Consider the following 14,740-nt stretch of genomic DNA (forward strand, 5'->3'; position numbering starts at 1 on the left):
CTAAAAATTCTTCATCAGATATACCAGAGGTATGAGTACTCAGCCAGAGAATTACCCTCGTAGCATTTCCCTTGATCAATACGCTACTTTCCGATACTCCCTCGGGGCAACACAACAGCGAAGCTTATGGGCGGTAAGTTACCTTCCTGAAGAAGGGCATAATCCACTCTCTATCCCAGAAGGAAATTATGCCCTCGAAGAGATTTTCAACATCTCCCCAGCTGAAATGCGCCCTGCTGAAAGACTATGTTCTTTACCTACCCACGAAGACGTAGCAACTGTTTTTGCTATTTCCTCGGCAGGAGACAACGAATATATCTGGTATGAACAAACAGACGCAGGAACTCTCGAGAACCTTTTAAGTGAAAAAGGAAAAATTACGCCAGAAGAAGTGACAGGCATGGTTGAACAACTTTGCCGTGGTTTACGTTGGCTCCATGAACAGCAGATGGCGTACCGTGCGTTAAACCCTCGAAATATTGGTTTTACCAGTAACGGAAAGCTGAAACTATATGCTCCAGAACGAGAGTTACGTGGCGCAACCAAAACAGTTATTGAAGAGTATATTCGTCACGATACTTCAGCTCTTGCCTCTATTATTTGGCGATGTTTGACAGGGGAGGAGCCTGCAAATGCCAGTGATCGAACACCTCTACATTTCCTCTATCCGACGATGAATAAAGAGCTGATGTATTGTTTAGAAGCCGCTATCGATCACAGTGAACAGATGCCTCAACTTCACGAAATCTATCGCCTACTGGCACATGAGTTCGTGCCTCGTCCAGTGAATCTTTTCGCTAGTGCACATCCTCAAACACATGGAACCTTACCTGCTGAGCACCCTTGGAACCCGCCTACCCCTGAACAGAAAACTTCTTTTCAGCGATTCTTTGGGCGAAAGAGTATAGAGGTTCCCTCAGCCCTTGACCTTAACCAAGATGTACCATCTCATCGAATGAAAAAGTTTTTATCCGGCAAAATAACACGCCTTGTTCAGTTGTTGTCACAACGTAAAATTCTATGGGGAGCAGTCGCCGTCTTCGGCACATTCATCATAACGATGATGTATGGGGTGAGTGGGCTCTCTGGATTACCCTTAGCCGAACCGCACCAAGAAAAGACTCATACTACTCCTTCTTCTGAGGATAAAAGAACGGTGAGTTTGCCACAACATAGTGATGCTCCTTCTGCGCAGCAGGACTCTTCACCTTCTATTTATCCCGACCCACCTGAAGGAGAAGAGCTTGCTGAGCTCTTAGATGAACTCTTGCACAAACGTCAGGAATCTTTTTCTCAAAATCATCCATTGGTCAATACATATGCCGTGAAGGACTCTCCACAATATTTAGCTGATATGGCTTTACATGAACGCGATACTCAGCGAGAACTTGGAGAACAAAGTGTGAAACTAACTCACATACAGCAGGTTCAGGGGGAGAGCAATCGTATAGAAGTCCAAGCCGATATTGTGTCTTCTGCTCACAGTGCAAAACTTTTAACAGATGAAGAGAAACAGCGGTATGGGATTAAAACGGTGGGTGAACATGTGCAACAAACAGTGCGTTTTACTCTTCTACCAGATGATACAACGTGGAAAATCTATGATGCTCTCCCGTTGAATGGAGAATAAAAGAACGCGCTGTGAGCATCGAATTATTCATCGATACTCACAGCGCGTTCTAATCTGTGTGTAGAAATATTTTTAGTGCCAGAGCGTTGCTAGCGCGATATTGATGAGGGCAAGTCCACCAACAGCGTGAGCTAAGGGGATATTGCGTGCTTTTTCAAGCGTGCCAGCAGCTCGTGCTGCTTTATATTGACGTTGGCCCACAAAAGCGGCTACGCAGATAACGATTGCCAAGAGAATTTTGATGCCAATTTTCATATGGTTTAACTCTGCGTGCTGGGACATCTGAATAAAGTACAGGGCAAAACCTGTTGCTAGCTGGAGAAGAGCTGCATGAAATTGTCCGGGCAGGACGATTGCCTGTTTAAAATGTGCTACCCAAATTCCAAAGACTAATGCTGCTCCGACGATGTGTAAGAAAACTAAGAATGCAATGACCGTACTCATGTCTCTAGTCTACGGAACAAACAAATATTTTGCAGACACATTGACAGTAAAACTCTGTTCAGTGCTCAAAAACACGCAGATAAACAATGGTGGGTATGAACCACACAATGTGTGTGGCTCATACCCACCGACTCATAACTCAGGTTTTACCCTAAATCATAAAAACTATCGTTAGTTTTTAGAGACCGACCTCAGCTTCAAATGCAGCACCCTCGAGGCGAGTCTGCAAGAAGTGGAGGAAACGGCCCGCGTCTGCGCCATCAATGACGCGGTGATCATAGGTCAAGGAGAGGTAAGCCATGCTACGGATAGCAATGACATCGTTACCCTCTGCATCTTGAATCACTGCAGGACGCTTAACTGTTGCACCAATACCCAAAATAGCAACATTAGGCTGGTTAATAATCGGAGTGAAGAATACACCGCCGGTATTACCAATGTTGGAAATGGTGAAAGTGGAGCCAGAAAGTTCTTCAGGGTTAATCTGACCGGTACGTGCGCGAGAAGCAACATCACCAATCTTCTTTGCCAAGCCAGCTACGTTCAAGTTGCCTGCGTCCTGAATAACAGGAACAAGCAGACCCTTAGGAGTATCTGCAGCAATACCGATGTTCTCAGTGTTGTGGTAGGTAATTTCCTTGAGGTCTTCAGACATAGAAGCGTTGAACTGAGGGAACTGCTGAAGAGCCTCAGTAACTGCCTTAGTGAAGAACGGCAAGAAGGTGAGCTTAGCACCTTCACGTGCAGCAAACCCATCTTTTGCTTTGTTGCGAAGAGCAACAAGACGAGTCAAATCAACCTCAGCGACCTGAGTGAGCTGAGCAGAAGTTGCCAAAGACTCCACCATACGCTTTGCGATGGTCTGGCGGATACGAGGAGCTTTTTCAGTTGTTCCACGCTTTGAGGAGACCTTAGGTGCAGAAGCGCTCTTTTGTTCGGTAGCTGGGCTGGCAGTCGCAGCAACAGGAGCCGGTGCAGCAGGAGCAACAGGTGCAGCAAGAGCGGAGGACTTCTTTGCCTCTACTGCTGCCTGAATATCCTGCTTACGGATACGTCCGCCAACGCCAGTGCCCTTAATAGTTGAAAGGTCAATGCCCTCTTGCTTTGCCAACTTGCGAACAAGTGGAGTGACGTATACTTCGCCCTGTGCAGCAGTAGGAGCTTCAGCAGTAGGCGCCGCAGGAGCAGCAGGAGCAGCAGGAGCAGCAGGAGCAGCTGTAGGAGCTTCAGTCGCTGGCTCAGCTGGTGCAGAAGCTGGTGTAGCAGGTGCGCTAGACGCGCTACCGATAACAGCAAGAACCTGACCAACCTCAGCTTCTTCGTCCTCTTCAACACGGATTTCTAGAAGAGTACCTGCAGCAGGGGAAGGTACTTCGGTATCAACCTTATCGGTAGAAACTTCGAGAAGTGGTTCATCAACTTCAACGGTCTCGCCTACTTCTTTGAGCCAACGAGTGACCGTACCAGAAGAAACAGACTCACCAAGTGCAGGAAGAACAACTTCCTGTCCTTCTGCAGAACCAGTAGCAGCTGGCTCAGCCGGTACAGCAGGAGCTTCTTCCTGCTGAGCAACAGGAGCAGATTCTTCTGCGGCAGCTGCAGGCGCAGCAGGAGCGGCAGCACCAGAACCATCGCCAATCACGATGAGAGGAGCGCCAACTTCAACGTCAGCATCTTCTTCAACAAGAATCTGCTCTACAACGCCAGCTACCGGTGAAGGAACCTCAGTATCTACCTTGTCGGTAGAAACTTCGAGAAGGGGATCATCAACGGCTACGGTATCGCCAACTTCAACGAGCCAGCGGGTAACGGTACCCTCGGTTACGGATTCGCCCAATGCGGGCAGTTCTACTGTGTGGGACATATCTTCCCGTTCTCCTTGTGAATTCGGAAATTATAAAAAAGTGGAGGTGAAGGCGTAACAACCTTAGCTGATACGCCAACACAAAATACTGAGAAGTATTAGCCGTGTAGGGGAGCCCCAGCAAGTGCCATAGCAGCTTCGCCAAGAGACTCATTCTGAGTTGGATGTGCGTGAATGAACTGTGCTACATCCTCAGGGAAAGCTTCCCAAACAACCCACATCTGAGCTTCGCCGATTTGCTCACCCATGCGCTTACCAATAGCATGAACACCGACGATAGGGCCATCTTTCTGGCGGACAACCTTAACGATGCCGCCAGTACCCAAAATCGCTGACTTACCGTTACCAGCCAAGTTGTATTCAGTAGTTTCGATATTTTCAGCACCGAACTTTTCTTCAGCCTTAGGCTGAGAATAGCCGACAGAAGCAATTTCAGGTTCGCAGAAAGTAACCTTAGGGATGTTAACATCCTCAACAATCTGAGGGTTCAAACCAGCAATTTCTTCTGCAACGAAACGACCCTGCTGGTAGCCGCGGTGTGCCAACTGAACGCCAGGAACAATATCACCAATAGCGTAGATATTGCCAACACCAGTGTGTAGACGCTCGTTAGTGATAACAAAACCGCGGTCCATGGTAAGCCCCTGCTCTTCATAACCGAAACCAGCAGTGTTGGGGCCACGACCAACAGCGACAAGAACGATATCTGCTTCAAAGACTTTTCCGTCAGCCAAAGTAACTTTAGCGCCGTTAGCATCCTGTTCAACCTTCTCAAAAAGAGTTCCGGTGTTAAACTTGATGCCACGCTTCTTGAACTCACGTTCAAGAACTTTAATGATGGAAGGATCTTCGTTAGGTACGAGGTGAGGTAGACCCTCGATGATAGTAACCTCAACGCCCATGGAGTTCCACATAGACGCAAACTCAGAACCAATGACGCCGCCACCAAGAACGATAGCGCTCTTGGGCAGGTAATCCATCTGAAGTGCTTCGGTGGAGGTAAGAACTCGGTCACGAATCTCTAAGCCAAAAGTCTTTGATACAGAACCAGAAGCCAAGATGATGTGCTTGCCCTTATAAGCAGTTCCATCAACAGTGATGGTATCGGTAGCGGTCAGTTTACCTTCACCAGAAATAACGGTGACTTTTTTCATCTTCAAAAGACCAGAAAGTCCCTTGAACTTTCCTGCAACGATGCCGTCTTTGTAATCGCGAACTTTACCCATATCAATGGATTCCACGGTTGCGTTAACGCCGTATTTGGATGCTTCACGAGATTCCTCAGCTAATTCCGCTGCGTGCAAATACGCTTTGGTCGGAATGCAACCGGTGTGAAGACAGGTGCCACCGAGTTTTTCTTTCTCGATAAGACCAACGGTGAATCCTAGCTGAACTGCGCGAAGAGCTGCTGAATAACCAGCGCTTCCGCCACCGAGGATGAGAATATCAAATTCTTGAGCTATTGCCGTATCGGGCACTTTTGCGCTCCCTTGCGTAGATTGGAATAAATCCATTTTGCTTAAGGTTTCGGTTCATCGACCTAAAAGTCTGCTCTCTTACAAAGTTCTCAGAAAGAGCGCAGATAGCCTATGAACTCTCCTCTCTACCGTACCGCAACTCAGATGTGTGGAGTGTACAAAGGTGAAAGTGTTACACATGTTTTAGGAAGAACACATCACACTGGGGTAGAGGTCACGTTTAAAAACACCCCAAAAAGTTCTATGTATTAACAAAGTCGGGCTTTTTGCGTGTGCAAAAAGCCCGACCCTCGCCTTTGAACCTATCTTAACGACGTTAGGAAACTAGAGACTCCACAAACGTCAAAAGTGTTGCAACCGACATGCCAGTGCCTTCCTTAGGGGTAAATCCATAAGGAGATTCCTCATTAAAAGAAGGACCAGCGATATCAAGGTGTGCCCAAGGAATCTGCTGTTCATCAACAGAGCCAACAAACTCTTTGAGGAACAACCCAGCGCTTAGCATTCCACCATAACGGCCACCGATATTCTTCAAATCAGCAACGGGAGAGTTCAAGCTTGCGCGAAGATGTTCTGGTAAAGGCATAGGCCAGAAGGTTTCTCCTGCCTGACGTGAAGCCTGAACAATATCTTCACGAACCTTCTCATCGCCCATAACTGCCGCATAACGAGCACCTAGAGCAACGAGTTGAGCTCCCGTAAGTGTTGCAACATCAATAAGAACATCAGGTGCTGACTCAGAAGCGTATGCTAAACCATCAGCCATGACAAGACGTCCCTCTGCGTCAGTATTGAGAACCTCAACAGTTTGCCCGTCACGCATCGTCAAAACATCTTCAGGGCGGATAGCTGTACCACCGGGCATGTTCTCTGCCAAGCACAAAATTGCTGTAACAGCTACAGGCAGTTCAAGTTCAGCAGCAGCTGCAACAACATTCAGTACGGTTGCTGCACCAGCCATATCGCTTTTCATGGTCATCATTGCATTGCCTGGCTTGATGGAGTTTCCACCAGAGTCAAAAGTGATGCCTTTGCCAACTAAAGCAACGTGTTTTTGAGCGCCTTCGGGAGCGTACTTTACCTCGACCATACGTGGAGGTCGTGCGGAGCCCTGTCCTACGCCTGCAATGCCGCCAAAACCGCCATCTTTGAGTTCTTGTTCATCAAAAACTTTAACTGTTACATCTTTGAGGTCAGCAACACGTTCTGTAGCTTTCTGAGCAAACGTTTCAGGGTAAAGGGAAGATGGGGGTGTATTCACCAAACGACGTGTAGAATCCACCGCTTGACCAAGAATCAGTGCACGAGTGAGAACATCAGAAGCTGCATCAGATTCTACTTCGGTCACAATGGTGATATTCTCGACCGCAGTCTTAACAGAATCTGCAGTGCGAACTCGCAACTGTGGATCGCTAAAAGCACCCAGCGCAGCACCTTCAGCGATAGCAGCTACCTCAGCAACATTCTGTGCTGGTAGAGCAAGAGCAACATCTGAGAATCCTGCAAGCTGGCGGATAGCAGAACCTGTGGCGTAACGTAACGCATCAATATGTGCTTGAGTATCTTCCTGACGTGCTCCTAGACCGATTAATGCAAGAACATCAGCATTGGTCTCATCGACACCAGGTAAACGATGTAATTGATCTGCAGCACCGGTTACTCCCAGATCCTCAAGAACTGCTTCAAGCCCCTGCGCTGTTTCTTCGCCCAAAGGACCGCGCTCAAGAACTGGACCTTCTGTAGAAGAATAAACTCCTAGGACAAGAATCTGAGCCTCAATAGCTTCAAGGTCGGGGGAAGCGACTGAAAAAGTAAGATCGGATGAATCAGACATTATTCTCCTCATCAAGATAGATGGTAGTGTTTGGACTCTTAAAGATCTTTAAGTCGATAATGTTCCTACCGTTTATAGAGACATAATCAAAGGCGAGATAGATAAGAGTTGTATCTCATACTATCTTGCACCATGACCAGAAGACAGCTGTTTGAACTAATACAACAGAGAAGAAACAGAGAGTTTGCCGATTTCTCTGATTACACTAACTTAAGACATGCTCTAATACAGAACAGGTTCAGCCTTCTTGAACGTGTAGATATACTAGAGTGTTTCAAGAACTCAAGAGCATAACGGTACGAGAAAATGAGGGAGGGAATATGCTCAATCCAGAAGACTTATATGAGGAACAATCTGGGATGCTCAGCCATCCGCGTATTCAAGGGCTTCCTCTGCTGGTGTCTCTAGAGCCTCCACATGATATTGGCGGAACCGCCTATGGGGTAGCCGACGTGTTACGCAAAGAACTAGAACATATTAAGCTCGCTGAATTCGATTTTGACCAGCTATGCCGCTACAGAGAACGAAGCTTGCACTCTTTATTCCGTAAAGGCCTCTTTGACGAGATGTCTCTACCTGAGGTGAACTTGTACCTCATGGAAGATCACCTCAAACAGCCATTTTTGCTTCTTGCCGGTGCTGAACCTGACTATCAGTGGCAACGATTTGTCCAAGCTATACTGCGTATCATCCGTCAAGTTAAAAGCTCTTATGTCATGCTCGTGTCTGGGTACGCGATGTCCTTTCCTCACACTCGCCCTATCGTCGTAACGATTCGTGGCTCCTATGAGGAAGTTGTTGCCCCTCTGCGTACCGTCAACCATGTTTTTGAGATGCATCAGTCACATACTGATTTCTTAGAATATATGCTTGCTCGTCAGAACATTAAAACAGTGAAATTTAATGTGCATGTGCCACGATACCTAGGAGACAACTTTTTACCGCAAGCTGTATTACGGGCATTGGAACACATTACGTTGGTCTCGAAATTGTCTCTACCTCTTGAAAAAATGGTGGTGGCTTCAGGACAAGCTCAAAAAAGCATTAACGAGATGTTCAAAGACAACCAAGAAATTGCCTTCCTTATTAAAAAATTTGAAGAAGAGTATGACAGGTATATGAAGCATTATCCTCTCAACATGCTGGAGCTAGATGTTCAGGAAAATGATTCTTTACTTGACCGCGAGACGATAGGTCAAGAAATTGAAAAATATCTTGAAGAATTAGGGGAAAGCTCTTCTTCTGACTCATCGAATGCTGATAAACCTGATTCGCCGAGAACCTCATGATGATAAAACATAGTTCATGATGTCGATACCTATCGACATCATGAACTAACAACTCTGATGAGAGCCTACTTAATTGCTGGAGACCTATGAAGTCTCTCCTTAACCTAAAAATACAAGTAGCTTTTTCTCGATGATTGCAGGAGCTGGGGTATTGCCCTCTTTCATCCGTCACGTCTTATCCACAGTTTTCTGATACCCAGTACTTTTAGCCATAATCCTCATGCACAGTGGAGATATGGCATCTTCACATCACCCTTATTTTTTCGAATCCTTAGCACCTCACCCTGACTCACCTGCTCATGCCGTGGCGTACATCGTGCACCAACTAGGTTATTGGCCTGAAGACTCCGTTGTTCTCGTTCTTGCTGACACAACGCTCGGGCCTTTAGTACGTATCGATAGCAGGCAAGAATGTTCTCGCCAAGAATCGATAGCATTGATAACCCATCTTGTTCAGACGCTTTCCGAAAAACCCATAACCGAGGATAAGCTACCGTATTTTTTACTTGCCGTTTTTGGGCCGAACACACCCACTCGTAGAAGACAACTAGAAAATAATCTTAACCAACCTCCTTGTATCGAAGAGATTGAAACTGATCGATTAGCATCTGCGCTGTGTACCTACTGGCAACACGTCGGTATAGAGGTTGCATCGGTGCATCAAAAGACGCTCCTTGACGTCTTATATATTGGAGAAGTTTCGTATTGGAGAGCTCATCGAGATACCCACGAAATGATGTTGAGCGGATTCATCGATGAGGTGCAACGAACCGATGTCTACCTTAACTTGCTACTTGCTGGTTCTTGTGTTGCGCCCTGTGAGCTAGAAGCACAGAAACACTATTTACCTTCGCTAGAGAAAAGCCGTGATGTAGAGTCTAAGAACTGGTGGGAGGAAGAAATGGTGTTATGGCTGAAGGAATACCTCCAACACATTAAAACGCCAGATAGTGCCTATGCACAAGATTTTTTAACTCAAAAATACTATGAGAATATTTTGTGGAACCACGCCCTTATCCACGTAATAGAAACAATAAACCAATATCAGCGAACAGACTCAGCAGAGTTTGCTGATGCCATACGAAAAATACTAGACCCACACCTTATTGCTTTTCTTGGGGCAACATTAACGTCTGAACTTAGCGCACAATCTGTTATATATACCGTAGCTCTAGGCATAGACGAAACATCTTCTTTGTACCAGAAATTATCCAGCGCATATAAGAACTATCCGACGCATGAGATTCTTTGCCCACTTGGGTACGAACAATATCTGAGGCAGGCTAAAAGAATGATGAAACAAAAGACTAAAAAATCTCAACAACAAGATAGGGATATGCTTAATCTTTCACTTGAGAAATTTGCGTCAGTGCTCCTAGGGAAACATCGTATAAAACCTGATCCCCAAAGAATTGCTGCCATGGAGATTTTATGTGCTCTGATTCTTCGCGCATATGAAAAACCTGATACTGCGCGAGCTTACGTTCTTTTGGCATGGGGGAGTTGGGCTATTGGACAAGGCACTAAGGCTCGTGAATATCTTCGAAAAGTGCAGGAACAACTTCCCACGGAAGAACTTTTTCTCAAAAATATAGAACAACTTCCACCGTGGCTAGGCGGAGAATTTTAAAAGAACGTTAAAAACTCTTGACAATAGAGCTGAAATCTGAGTTTATGTGGTGCGAATTATGAAAAACAGAATCAACGCCACACCGATAACCTACCGCAAGGAGCCGTAAATATCTGACATACTCTATTACTGACCCCGTACGAGTCTGCGATAAGACAGTATCAACGAGTTGGAATAATCTACAGATGACCATTGTTATCTATGGTAGAACCCTCGTCTGATGATGCTTATCGTGATAAGCAGACTTGACAGGGTCTTAGGTGTTTTGACTACAAGACACCCCCACTGTCTGTAGTCTGTCAAATAGAAAGGTACTCTGTGTCACCTGCTGCACGTAAGAAGGTTGATGAAGCGGAAGAAAACGCTACACAAACCGCTACTGCTCAAAAGAAAAAAACTACTCGGACTAAAACAACCGCTAAAACTGCTAAGGCTGCTCAAGAACCTAACGAAGCTACTGCTGTAGAAGAAACTGAAGGCACTCAACCTAAAGCTCAGCGCAAAACTAAGAAAACTTCTACTACAAAGAGCACCAAAACCAAAGCAACTTCTAAAAAAGCTGCGAACGAAGAAGACGAAATTCTCGACGAAGACATCGAAGCCGAAGAACTCGACATCGACGTCAGCGATGAAATTTTAGACACCGATGACCTCGATGAGGACGTCGATGATGAAGAGAACGCCAAAAAAGAAGAAAAGAAGCAGACCGAAGAAACTGCTGCTAAACGTAACGGCTTTGTTCTTACGTCAAATGATGAAGACGACGCCCCTGCCCAGCGCGTTATCGCACCCGGCGCAACCGCTGACCCCGTCAAAGATTATCTCAAACAAATTGGTAAAGTATCTCTTCTGAACGCTGAGCAAGAAGTAGACCTTGCGATGCGTATTGAAGCTGGACTTTACGCAGAACATAAGCTCAAAGAAAACCCACAAATGGACCGTGAGCTTAAAAAAGAACTTCGTTGGGTCATCCACGACGGACGTCGTGCCAAAAACCACCTTCTTGAAGCAAACCTACGTTTGGTCGTATCTCTAGCGAAACGTTACACCGGACGAGGAATGCTGTTCTTGGACTTGATTCAAGAAGGAAACCTCGGTCTAATCCGTGCTGTTGAAAAGTTTGATTATTCTAAAGGTTTTAAATTCTCAACGTACGCAACATGGTGGATTCGCCAGGCTATTACCCGTGCAATGGCTGACCAAGCGCGCACCATTCGTATTCCTGTGCACATGGTTGAAGTCATTAACAAATTGGCTCGTGTGCAGCGTCAGATGCTTCAGGATTTAGGTCACGAACCTACCCCTGAACAGCTAGGTGAAGAACTCGATATGGCTCCAGAGAAGGTTATTGAAGTACAGAAGTACGGACGTGAACCTATCTCCTTGCACACGCCTTTGGGTGAGGACGGAGACTCAGAGTTTGGCGATTTGATTGAAGATTCAGAGGCCGTTGTACCTGCTGATGCAGTGTCCTTTACACTATTGCAAGAACAGCTTCATTCTGTCTTAGACACTTTGTCTGAACGTGAGGCAGGAGTAGTTGCCATGCGCTTTGGTATGACAGATGGGCAGCCTAAAACTCTCGATGAAATCGGTAAAGTTTATGGTGTAACCCGTGAACGTATCCGTCAGATTGAGTCTAAGACGATGTCTAAACTTCGTCACCCATCACGTTCTCAGGTACTACGAGACTACCTAGACTAAAAATAATATTTGGAATAAAACTAATGAAAGTTAGGGGGTTCTTCCTCAACCTGAGATTTAGGTTGAGGAAGAACCCCCTAACTTTGTTTCTAAAATAAAATAAGTATTTTTCATCTTTAGTTGACAAAAATTCATGCACTCGTGATAGATTTAACGGAATCTATCTATGTGTTTCAACTCACTAGTATAAGCCTATTGGGGAATCCAACAGTGAGAGCGTGCGTAGATTAGTGCTTCGAAATATGTGATTCTTAACTACTGTTTTTAGGTATCTGATGAAAGTGCAAACCAAGGACTTGAGGAAAGTCTATAAAGATAAGGGCTCGAAAGATAAGGAGATAGTTGCTCTATCTTCTCTAAACCTAGAACTCAACGCCGGTGATTCTTTAGGGTATATTGGTTTAAACGGATCAGGAAAATCAACTACACTCAAGATGCTCGTTGGAGTCTTGGCTCCGACTTCTGGAACTATTCTTTTAAACGGCTATAACCCTTTAACCGATCGGAAGAAAATTTCTCATAGAGTAGGGTATCTTTCACCTCTTAAAAGTCAGCTATGGTGGGACCTTCCTCCTATTAATACTTTCAGAATGATTTCACTTATTTATAAGATACCTAAAAAACAATGGAAGTCTGATCTCGATTATTTATCTGATAAGTTATCTTTTGATATCAACAATAAAAATCCTATACGAACTTTATCAACAGGAAATAGAGTTAAAAGCGAAATAATTTCTACTTTATTACCTCGTCCAGATCTATTAGTTCTAGATGAACCGACATTGGGCCTTGATATTGTATCCCGCGTAAGTATTTTAGAAACTATATCTGATATGCAGAGAAAATATGGCATGACTCTTATCTTTACTAGTCATGATCTTGAAGATGTTGAAACTATTTGTGACCAAATAATGATTATTGATTCTGGAAATATTATTGAACACTCAACTGTAAAAGAAATTAAATCAAAGTACAGAGAGAAAAGAAAAATACGAATCGAACATGCCCCTATATCCCATCATGAAACCCTCGATGACAGTAAAATTTCTTTGGTGTCTGAATCTGTATTTGAATATGAAATAGGGGCTAAGGAAAGTATTTCCGACCTTGTCAAGTTAATCCCCTTTGGTCGAGAAATCGTCGATATGAAAATAGAATCTCCTTGTTTATCTGATATAGTGCTCGACATGCATAAAAAACATGGTTAAAAAAATATTTTTATTTATTTATATTTTACACTGTGAAATAAAAACTGTATTTAAATATAAGTTTTCTTCGCTTTTGTTGATTATAGGACCAACACTTCTGGTAGCTATCCAGTATATTCTTTGGACATACGTTTATCGTGAATATGAGTATATCAATGGGTTTACCTTAGAAAATATTATTCTTTACGTGGTTATTGTGAGATTTTGGTCTTTTATATTACCGGGGTTCTTTCTTGCAAGTAGTGTTGAACAAAGGGTAAAAGATGGATCAATTGTTAAAGATCTTATTCAGCCTAACTCTATTATATTATTTTAGTTAGCGCGAGTATTAGGTAGGTCAGTCGTTTGGATTCTTTTTCTTACCCCTTTATTTTTACTAATGTATTTATTTTTTCATTTAGTATAGAGCTTTATATCATTAGTATTCTTTATTATATTTTTGGATATTTGATTGCTTTTTTTGTGTCAGTTATAGTGTCTATATTATCATTTAAGATTCAAAAAATCGATGGCGTTAACGAGCTGAGGGACTCTGTTATAGCTTTACTTGGTGGATCAATTATTCCATTAGACTTTTATCCCAGTTACATTCAAGATGTTGTTAAGTTTATGCCCTTTAAATATATCTATTATGAGCCAACAGCTATTCTTATAGGCGTTAATGACTATAGTGGTGAAGGATTGCTGATATCCGGTTTTTGGTGTTTATTACTCTCGTTAATATCTTTATTTTTATTAAAGTTCCTAAGAAAAAGAATAGTATTTAATGGTGGATGATTTTCATGATTGTTTTTATACTTAAGGTAATGTATTTTCAGTTCATGTCAAGTTATGTATCGAACTTGTCCCACCAATTTAATTTTATCCTAAGTAATATAGGAACATTTTTGCAAGCTCTTTCTGGGGCACTCGTTTATATTATTACTTTTAGCTCGATAGATTTTGTTGCTGGGTGGAGTTATGCTGATTGGGTTTTAGTCTTAGGGATTGTGATTTCGTCTAGAGGTTTATGGAACATCTTTTTTTCAGGTATTCTAGATCTTCCTCAGCTAGTTAGGACAGGGCAATACGATAATATAATTAATATGCCAGTTCCCTCTTTGGTGATACTATCTTCTTCTAAAATTAATAGTGAACTTTGGGGAGAGTTCTTTATTGGGGTATTTCTGATTTGTTTATCGCTTGTAAAGGGGTACGCTGTTTCAAACATTTTATTTCTCTTGGTACTCTTTATCTCGGTGGTAATGGGTACTTTAATTTACTTTTCTTTTTACATTATAGTGATGTCTGTTTCATTTTGGCAGTTTAATAGCTTAGGTCTATTAATAATTTTTGAGAGACTGGATGAGTTGTCTAAAGTTCCTCTTAACATTTTTCCTTCTTGGGTTAGAGGTATTTTGTTAACTATAATTCCAGTGGGTTTAATTGGTTATATTCCAGGCGCTTATTTATCGGGAAAAGTGAATATATATTTATATCTATCTTCCGTTCTGGCTTCAATTTTATTCTTTTCTTTTTCAGTATTTTTTTTATAAAATGGGAGAGAAAAAATATTTAATGCGATAAGTTGTTGTCTATAAAAATATTTTGTGGTTATTAGATGAAACGATACTAGTGCGAAAATAGCGCTCTTAAGATTTTCCCTCTGTCTGCTTTAGA

12 protein-coding genes are annotated in these 14,740 nt (G+C 43.4%); 8 read left to right on the plus strand and 4 right to left on the minus strand.

From position 1 onward, the window contains the following. Positions 1–31 precede the first annotated feature (31 nt). Positions 32–1,630, plus strand: a complete 1,599-nt coding sequence (locus tag ACN08W_RS02390) for a protein kinase domain-containing protein (RefSeq protein ID WP_419106841.1) — start codon at positions 32–34, stop codon at positions 1,628–1,630. Between the two features lie 72 nt (positions 1,631–1,702). On the opposite strand, the gene ACN08W_RS02395 is transcribed toward ACN08W_RS02390, so the two are convergent. From ACN08W_RS02395 to ACN08W_RS02410, 4 genes are all read right to left on the minus strand, one after another. After that, positions 1,703–2,074, minus strand: coding sequence for a hypothetical protein (locus tag ACN08W_RS02395; protein ID WP_419106842.1), 372 nt, complete (start codon positions 2,072–2,074; stop codon positions 1,703–1,705). A gap of 178 nt (positions 2,075–2,252) precedes the next feature. Next, on the minus strand, positions 2,253–3,938 hold the full coding sequence (sucB, locus tag ACN08W_RS02400; protein WP_419108710.1) for a 2-oxoglutarate dehydrogenase, E2 component, dihydrolipoamide succinyltransferase: 1,686 nt from the start codon (positions 3,936–3,938) through the stop codon (positions 2,253–2,255). 98 nt (positions 3,939–4,036) lie between these two features. Then, a complete protein-coding gene (lpdA, locus tag ACN08W_RS02405; protein ID WP_419108711.1) occupies positions 4,037–5,416 on the minus strand; it encodes a dihydrolipoyl dehydrogenase in 1,380 nt (459 codons plus the stop codon). Positions 5,417–5,732: 316 nt separating this feature from the next. Next, positions 5,733–7,250 (minus strand): leucyl aminopeptidase, encoded by a 1,518-nt coding sequence (locus tag ACN08W_RS02410; RefSeq protein ID WP_419108712.1) that lies wholly within the window; start codon positions 7,248–7,250, stop codon positions 5,733–5,735. 320 nt (positions 7,251–7,570) lie between these two features. On the opposite strand from ACN08W_RS02410, the gene ACN08W_RS02415 reads away from it, so the two are divergent. The 7 genes from ACN08W_RS02415 (at position 7,571) to ACN08W_RS02445 (ending at position 14,616) form a co-directional block, all read left to right on the plus strand. Continuing rightward, a complete protein-coding gene (locus ACN08W_RS02415; protein WP_419108713.1) occupies positions 7,571–8,539 on the plus strand; it encodes a PAC2 family protein in 969 nt (322 codons plus the stop codon). Positions 8,540–8,774: 235 nt separating this feature from the next. Beyond that, entirely contained in the window at positions 8,775–10,169 is a 1,395-nt protein-coding gene (locus ACN08W_RS02420; protein ID WP_419108714.1) for a hypothetical protein, read from the plus strand. A 318-nt stretch (positions 10,170–10,487) separates the two neighbouring features. After that, a complete protein-coding gene (locus ACN08W_RS02425) occupies positions 10,488–11,873 on the plus strand; it encodes an RNA polymerase sigma factor (RefSeq protein WP_419106847.1) in 1,386 nt (461 codons plus the stop codon). A gap of 275 nt (positions 11,874–12,148) precedes the next feature. Continuing rightward, positions 12,149–13,081 carry an ATP-binding cassette domain-containing protein gene (locus tag ACN08W_RS02430; protein ID WP_419108715.1) on the plus strand — a complete coding sequence of 311 codons (933 nt, stop codon included), beginning with the start codon at positions 12,149–12,151 and terminating at the stop codon, positions 13,079–13,081. After that, positions 13,074–13,397, plus strand: a complete 324-nt coding sequence (locus ACN08W_RS02435; protein WP_419108716.1) for an ABC-2 family transporter protein — start codon at positions 13,074–13,076, stop codon at positions 13,395–13,397. The genes ACN08W_RS02430 and ACN08W_RS02435 overlap by 8 nt, the downstream gene beginning before the upstream one ends. A 29-nt stretch (positions 13,398–13,426) precedes the next feature. Beyond that, positions 13,427–13,858 (plus strand): ABC-2 family transporter protein, encoded by a 432-nt coding sequence (locus ACN08W_RS02440; protein ID WP_419108717.1) that lies wholly within the window; start codon positions 13,427–13,429, stop codon positions 13,856–13,858. A gap of 110 nt (positions 13,859–13,968) precedes the next feature. Continuing rightward, positions 13,969–14,616: an ABC-2 family transporter protein gene (locus tag ACN08W_RS02445; protein WP_419108718.1), complete on the plus strand. Its 648-nt coding sequence runs from the start codon at positions 13,969–13,971 to the stop codon at positions 14,614–14,616. Positions 14,617–14,740: the final 124 nt, after the last annotated feature.

It is taken from the genome of Rothia sp. CCM 9419 (genome assembly GCF_048512815.1).
Lineage (GTDB): Bacteria > Actinomycetota > Actinomycetes > Actinomycetales > Micrococcaceae > Rothia.

What these genes read in the sequence shown, in the direction of transcription:
- ACN08W_RS02430 (WP_419108715.1), top strand. Translation starts at nt 12,149, where the DNA reads ATGAAAGTGCAAACCAAGGACTTGAGGAAAGTCTATAAAGATAAGGGC.
- ACN08W_RS02415 (WP_419108713.1), top strand. Translation starts at nt 7,571, where the DNA reads ATGCTCAATCCAGAAGACTTATATGAGGAACAATCTGGGATGCTCAGC.
- ACN08W_RS02395 (WP_419106842.1), bottom strand. Translation starts at nt 2,074, where the DNA reads ATGAGTACGGTCATTGCATTCTTAGTTTTCTTACACATCGTCGGAGCA.
- ACN08W_RS02410 (WP_419108712.1), bottom strand. Translation starts at nt 7,250, where the DNA reads ATGTCTGATTCATCCGATCTTACTTTTTCAGTCGCTTCCCCCGACCTT.
- ACN08W_RS02435 (WP_419108716.1), top strand. Translation starts at nt 13,074, where the DNA reads ATGGTTAAAAAAATATTTTTATTTATTTATATTTTACACTGTGAAATA.
- sucB (WP_419108710.1), bottom strand. Translation starts at nt 3,938, where the DNA reads ATGTCCCACACAGTAGAACTGCCCGCATTGGGCGAATCCGTAACCGAG.
- ACN08W_RS02420 (WP_419108714.1), top strand. Translation starts at nt 8,775, where the DNA reads ATGGCATCTTCACATCACCCTTATTTTTTCGAATCCTTAGCACCTCAC.
- ACN08W_RS02390 (WP_419106841.1), top strand. Translation starts at nt 32, where the DNA reads ATGAGTACTCAGCCAGAGAATTACCCTCGTAGCATTTCCCTTGATCAA.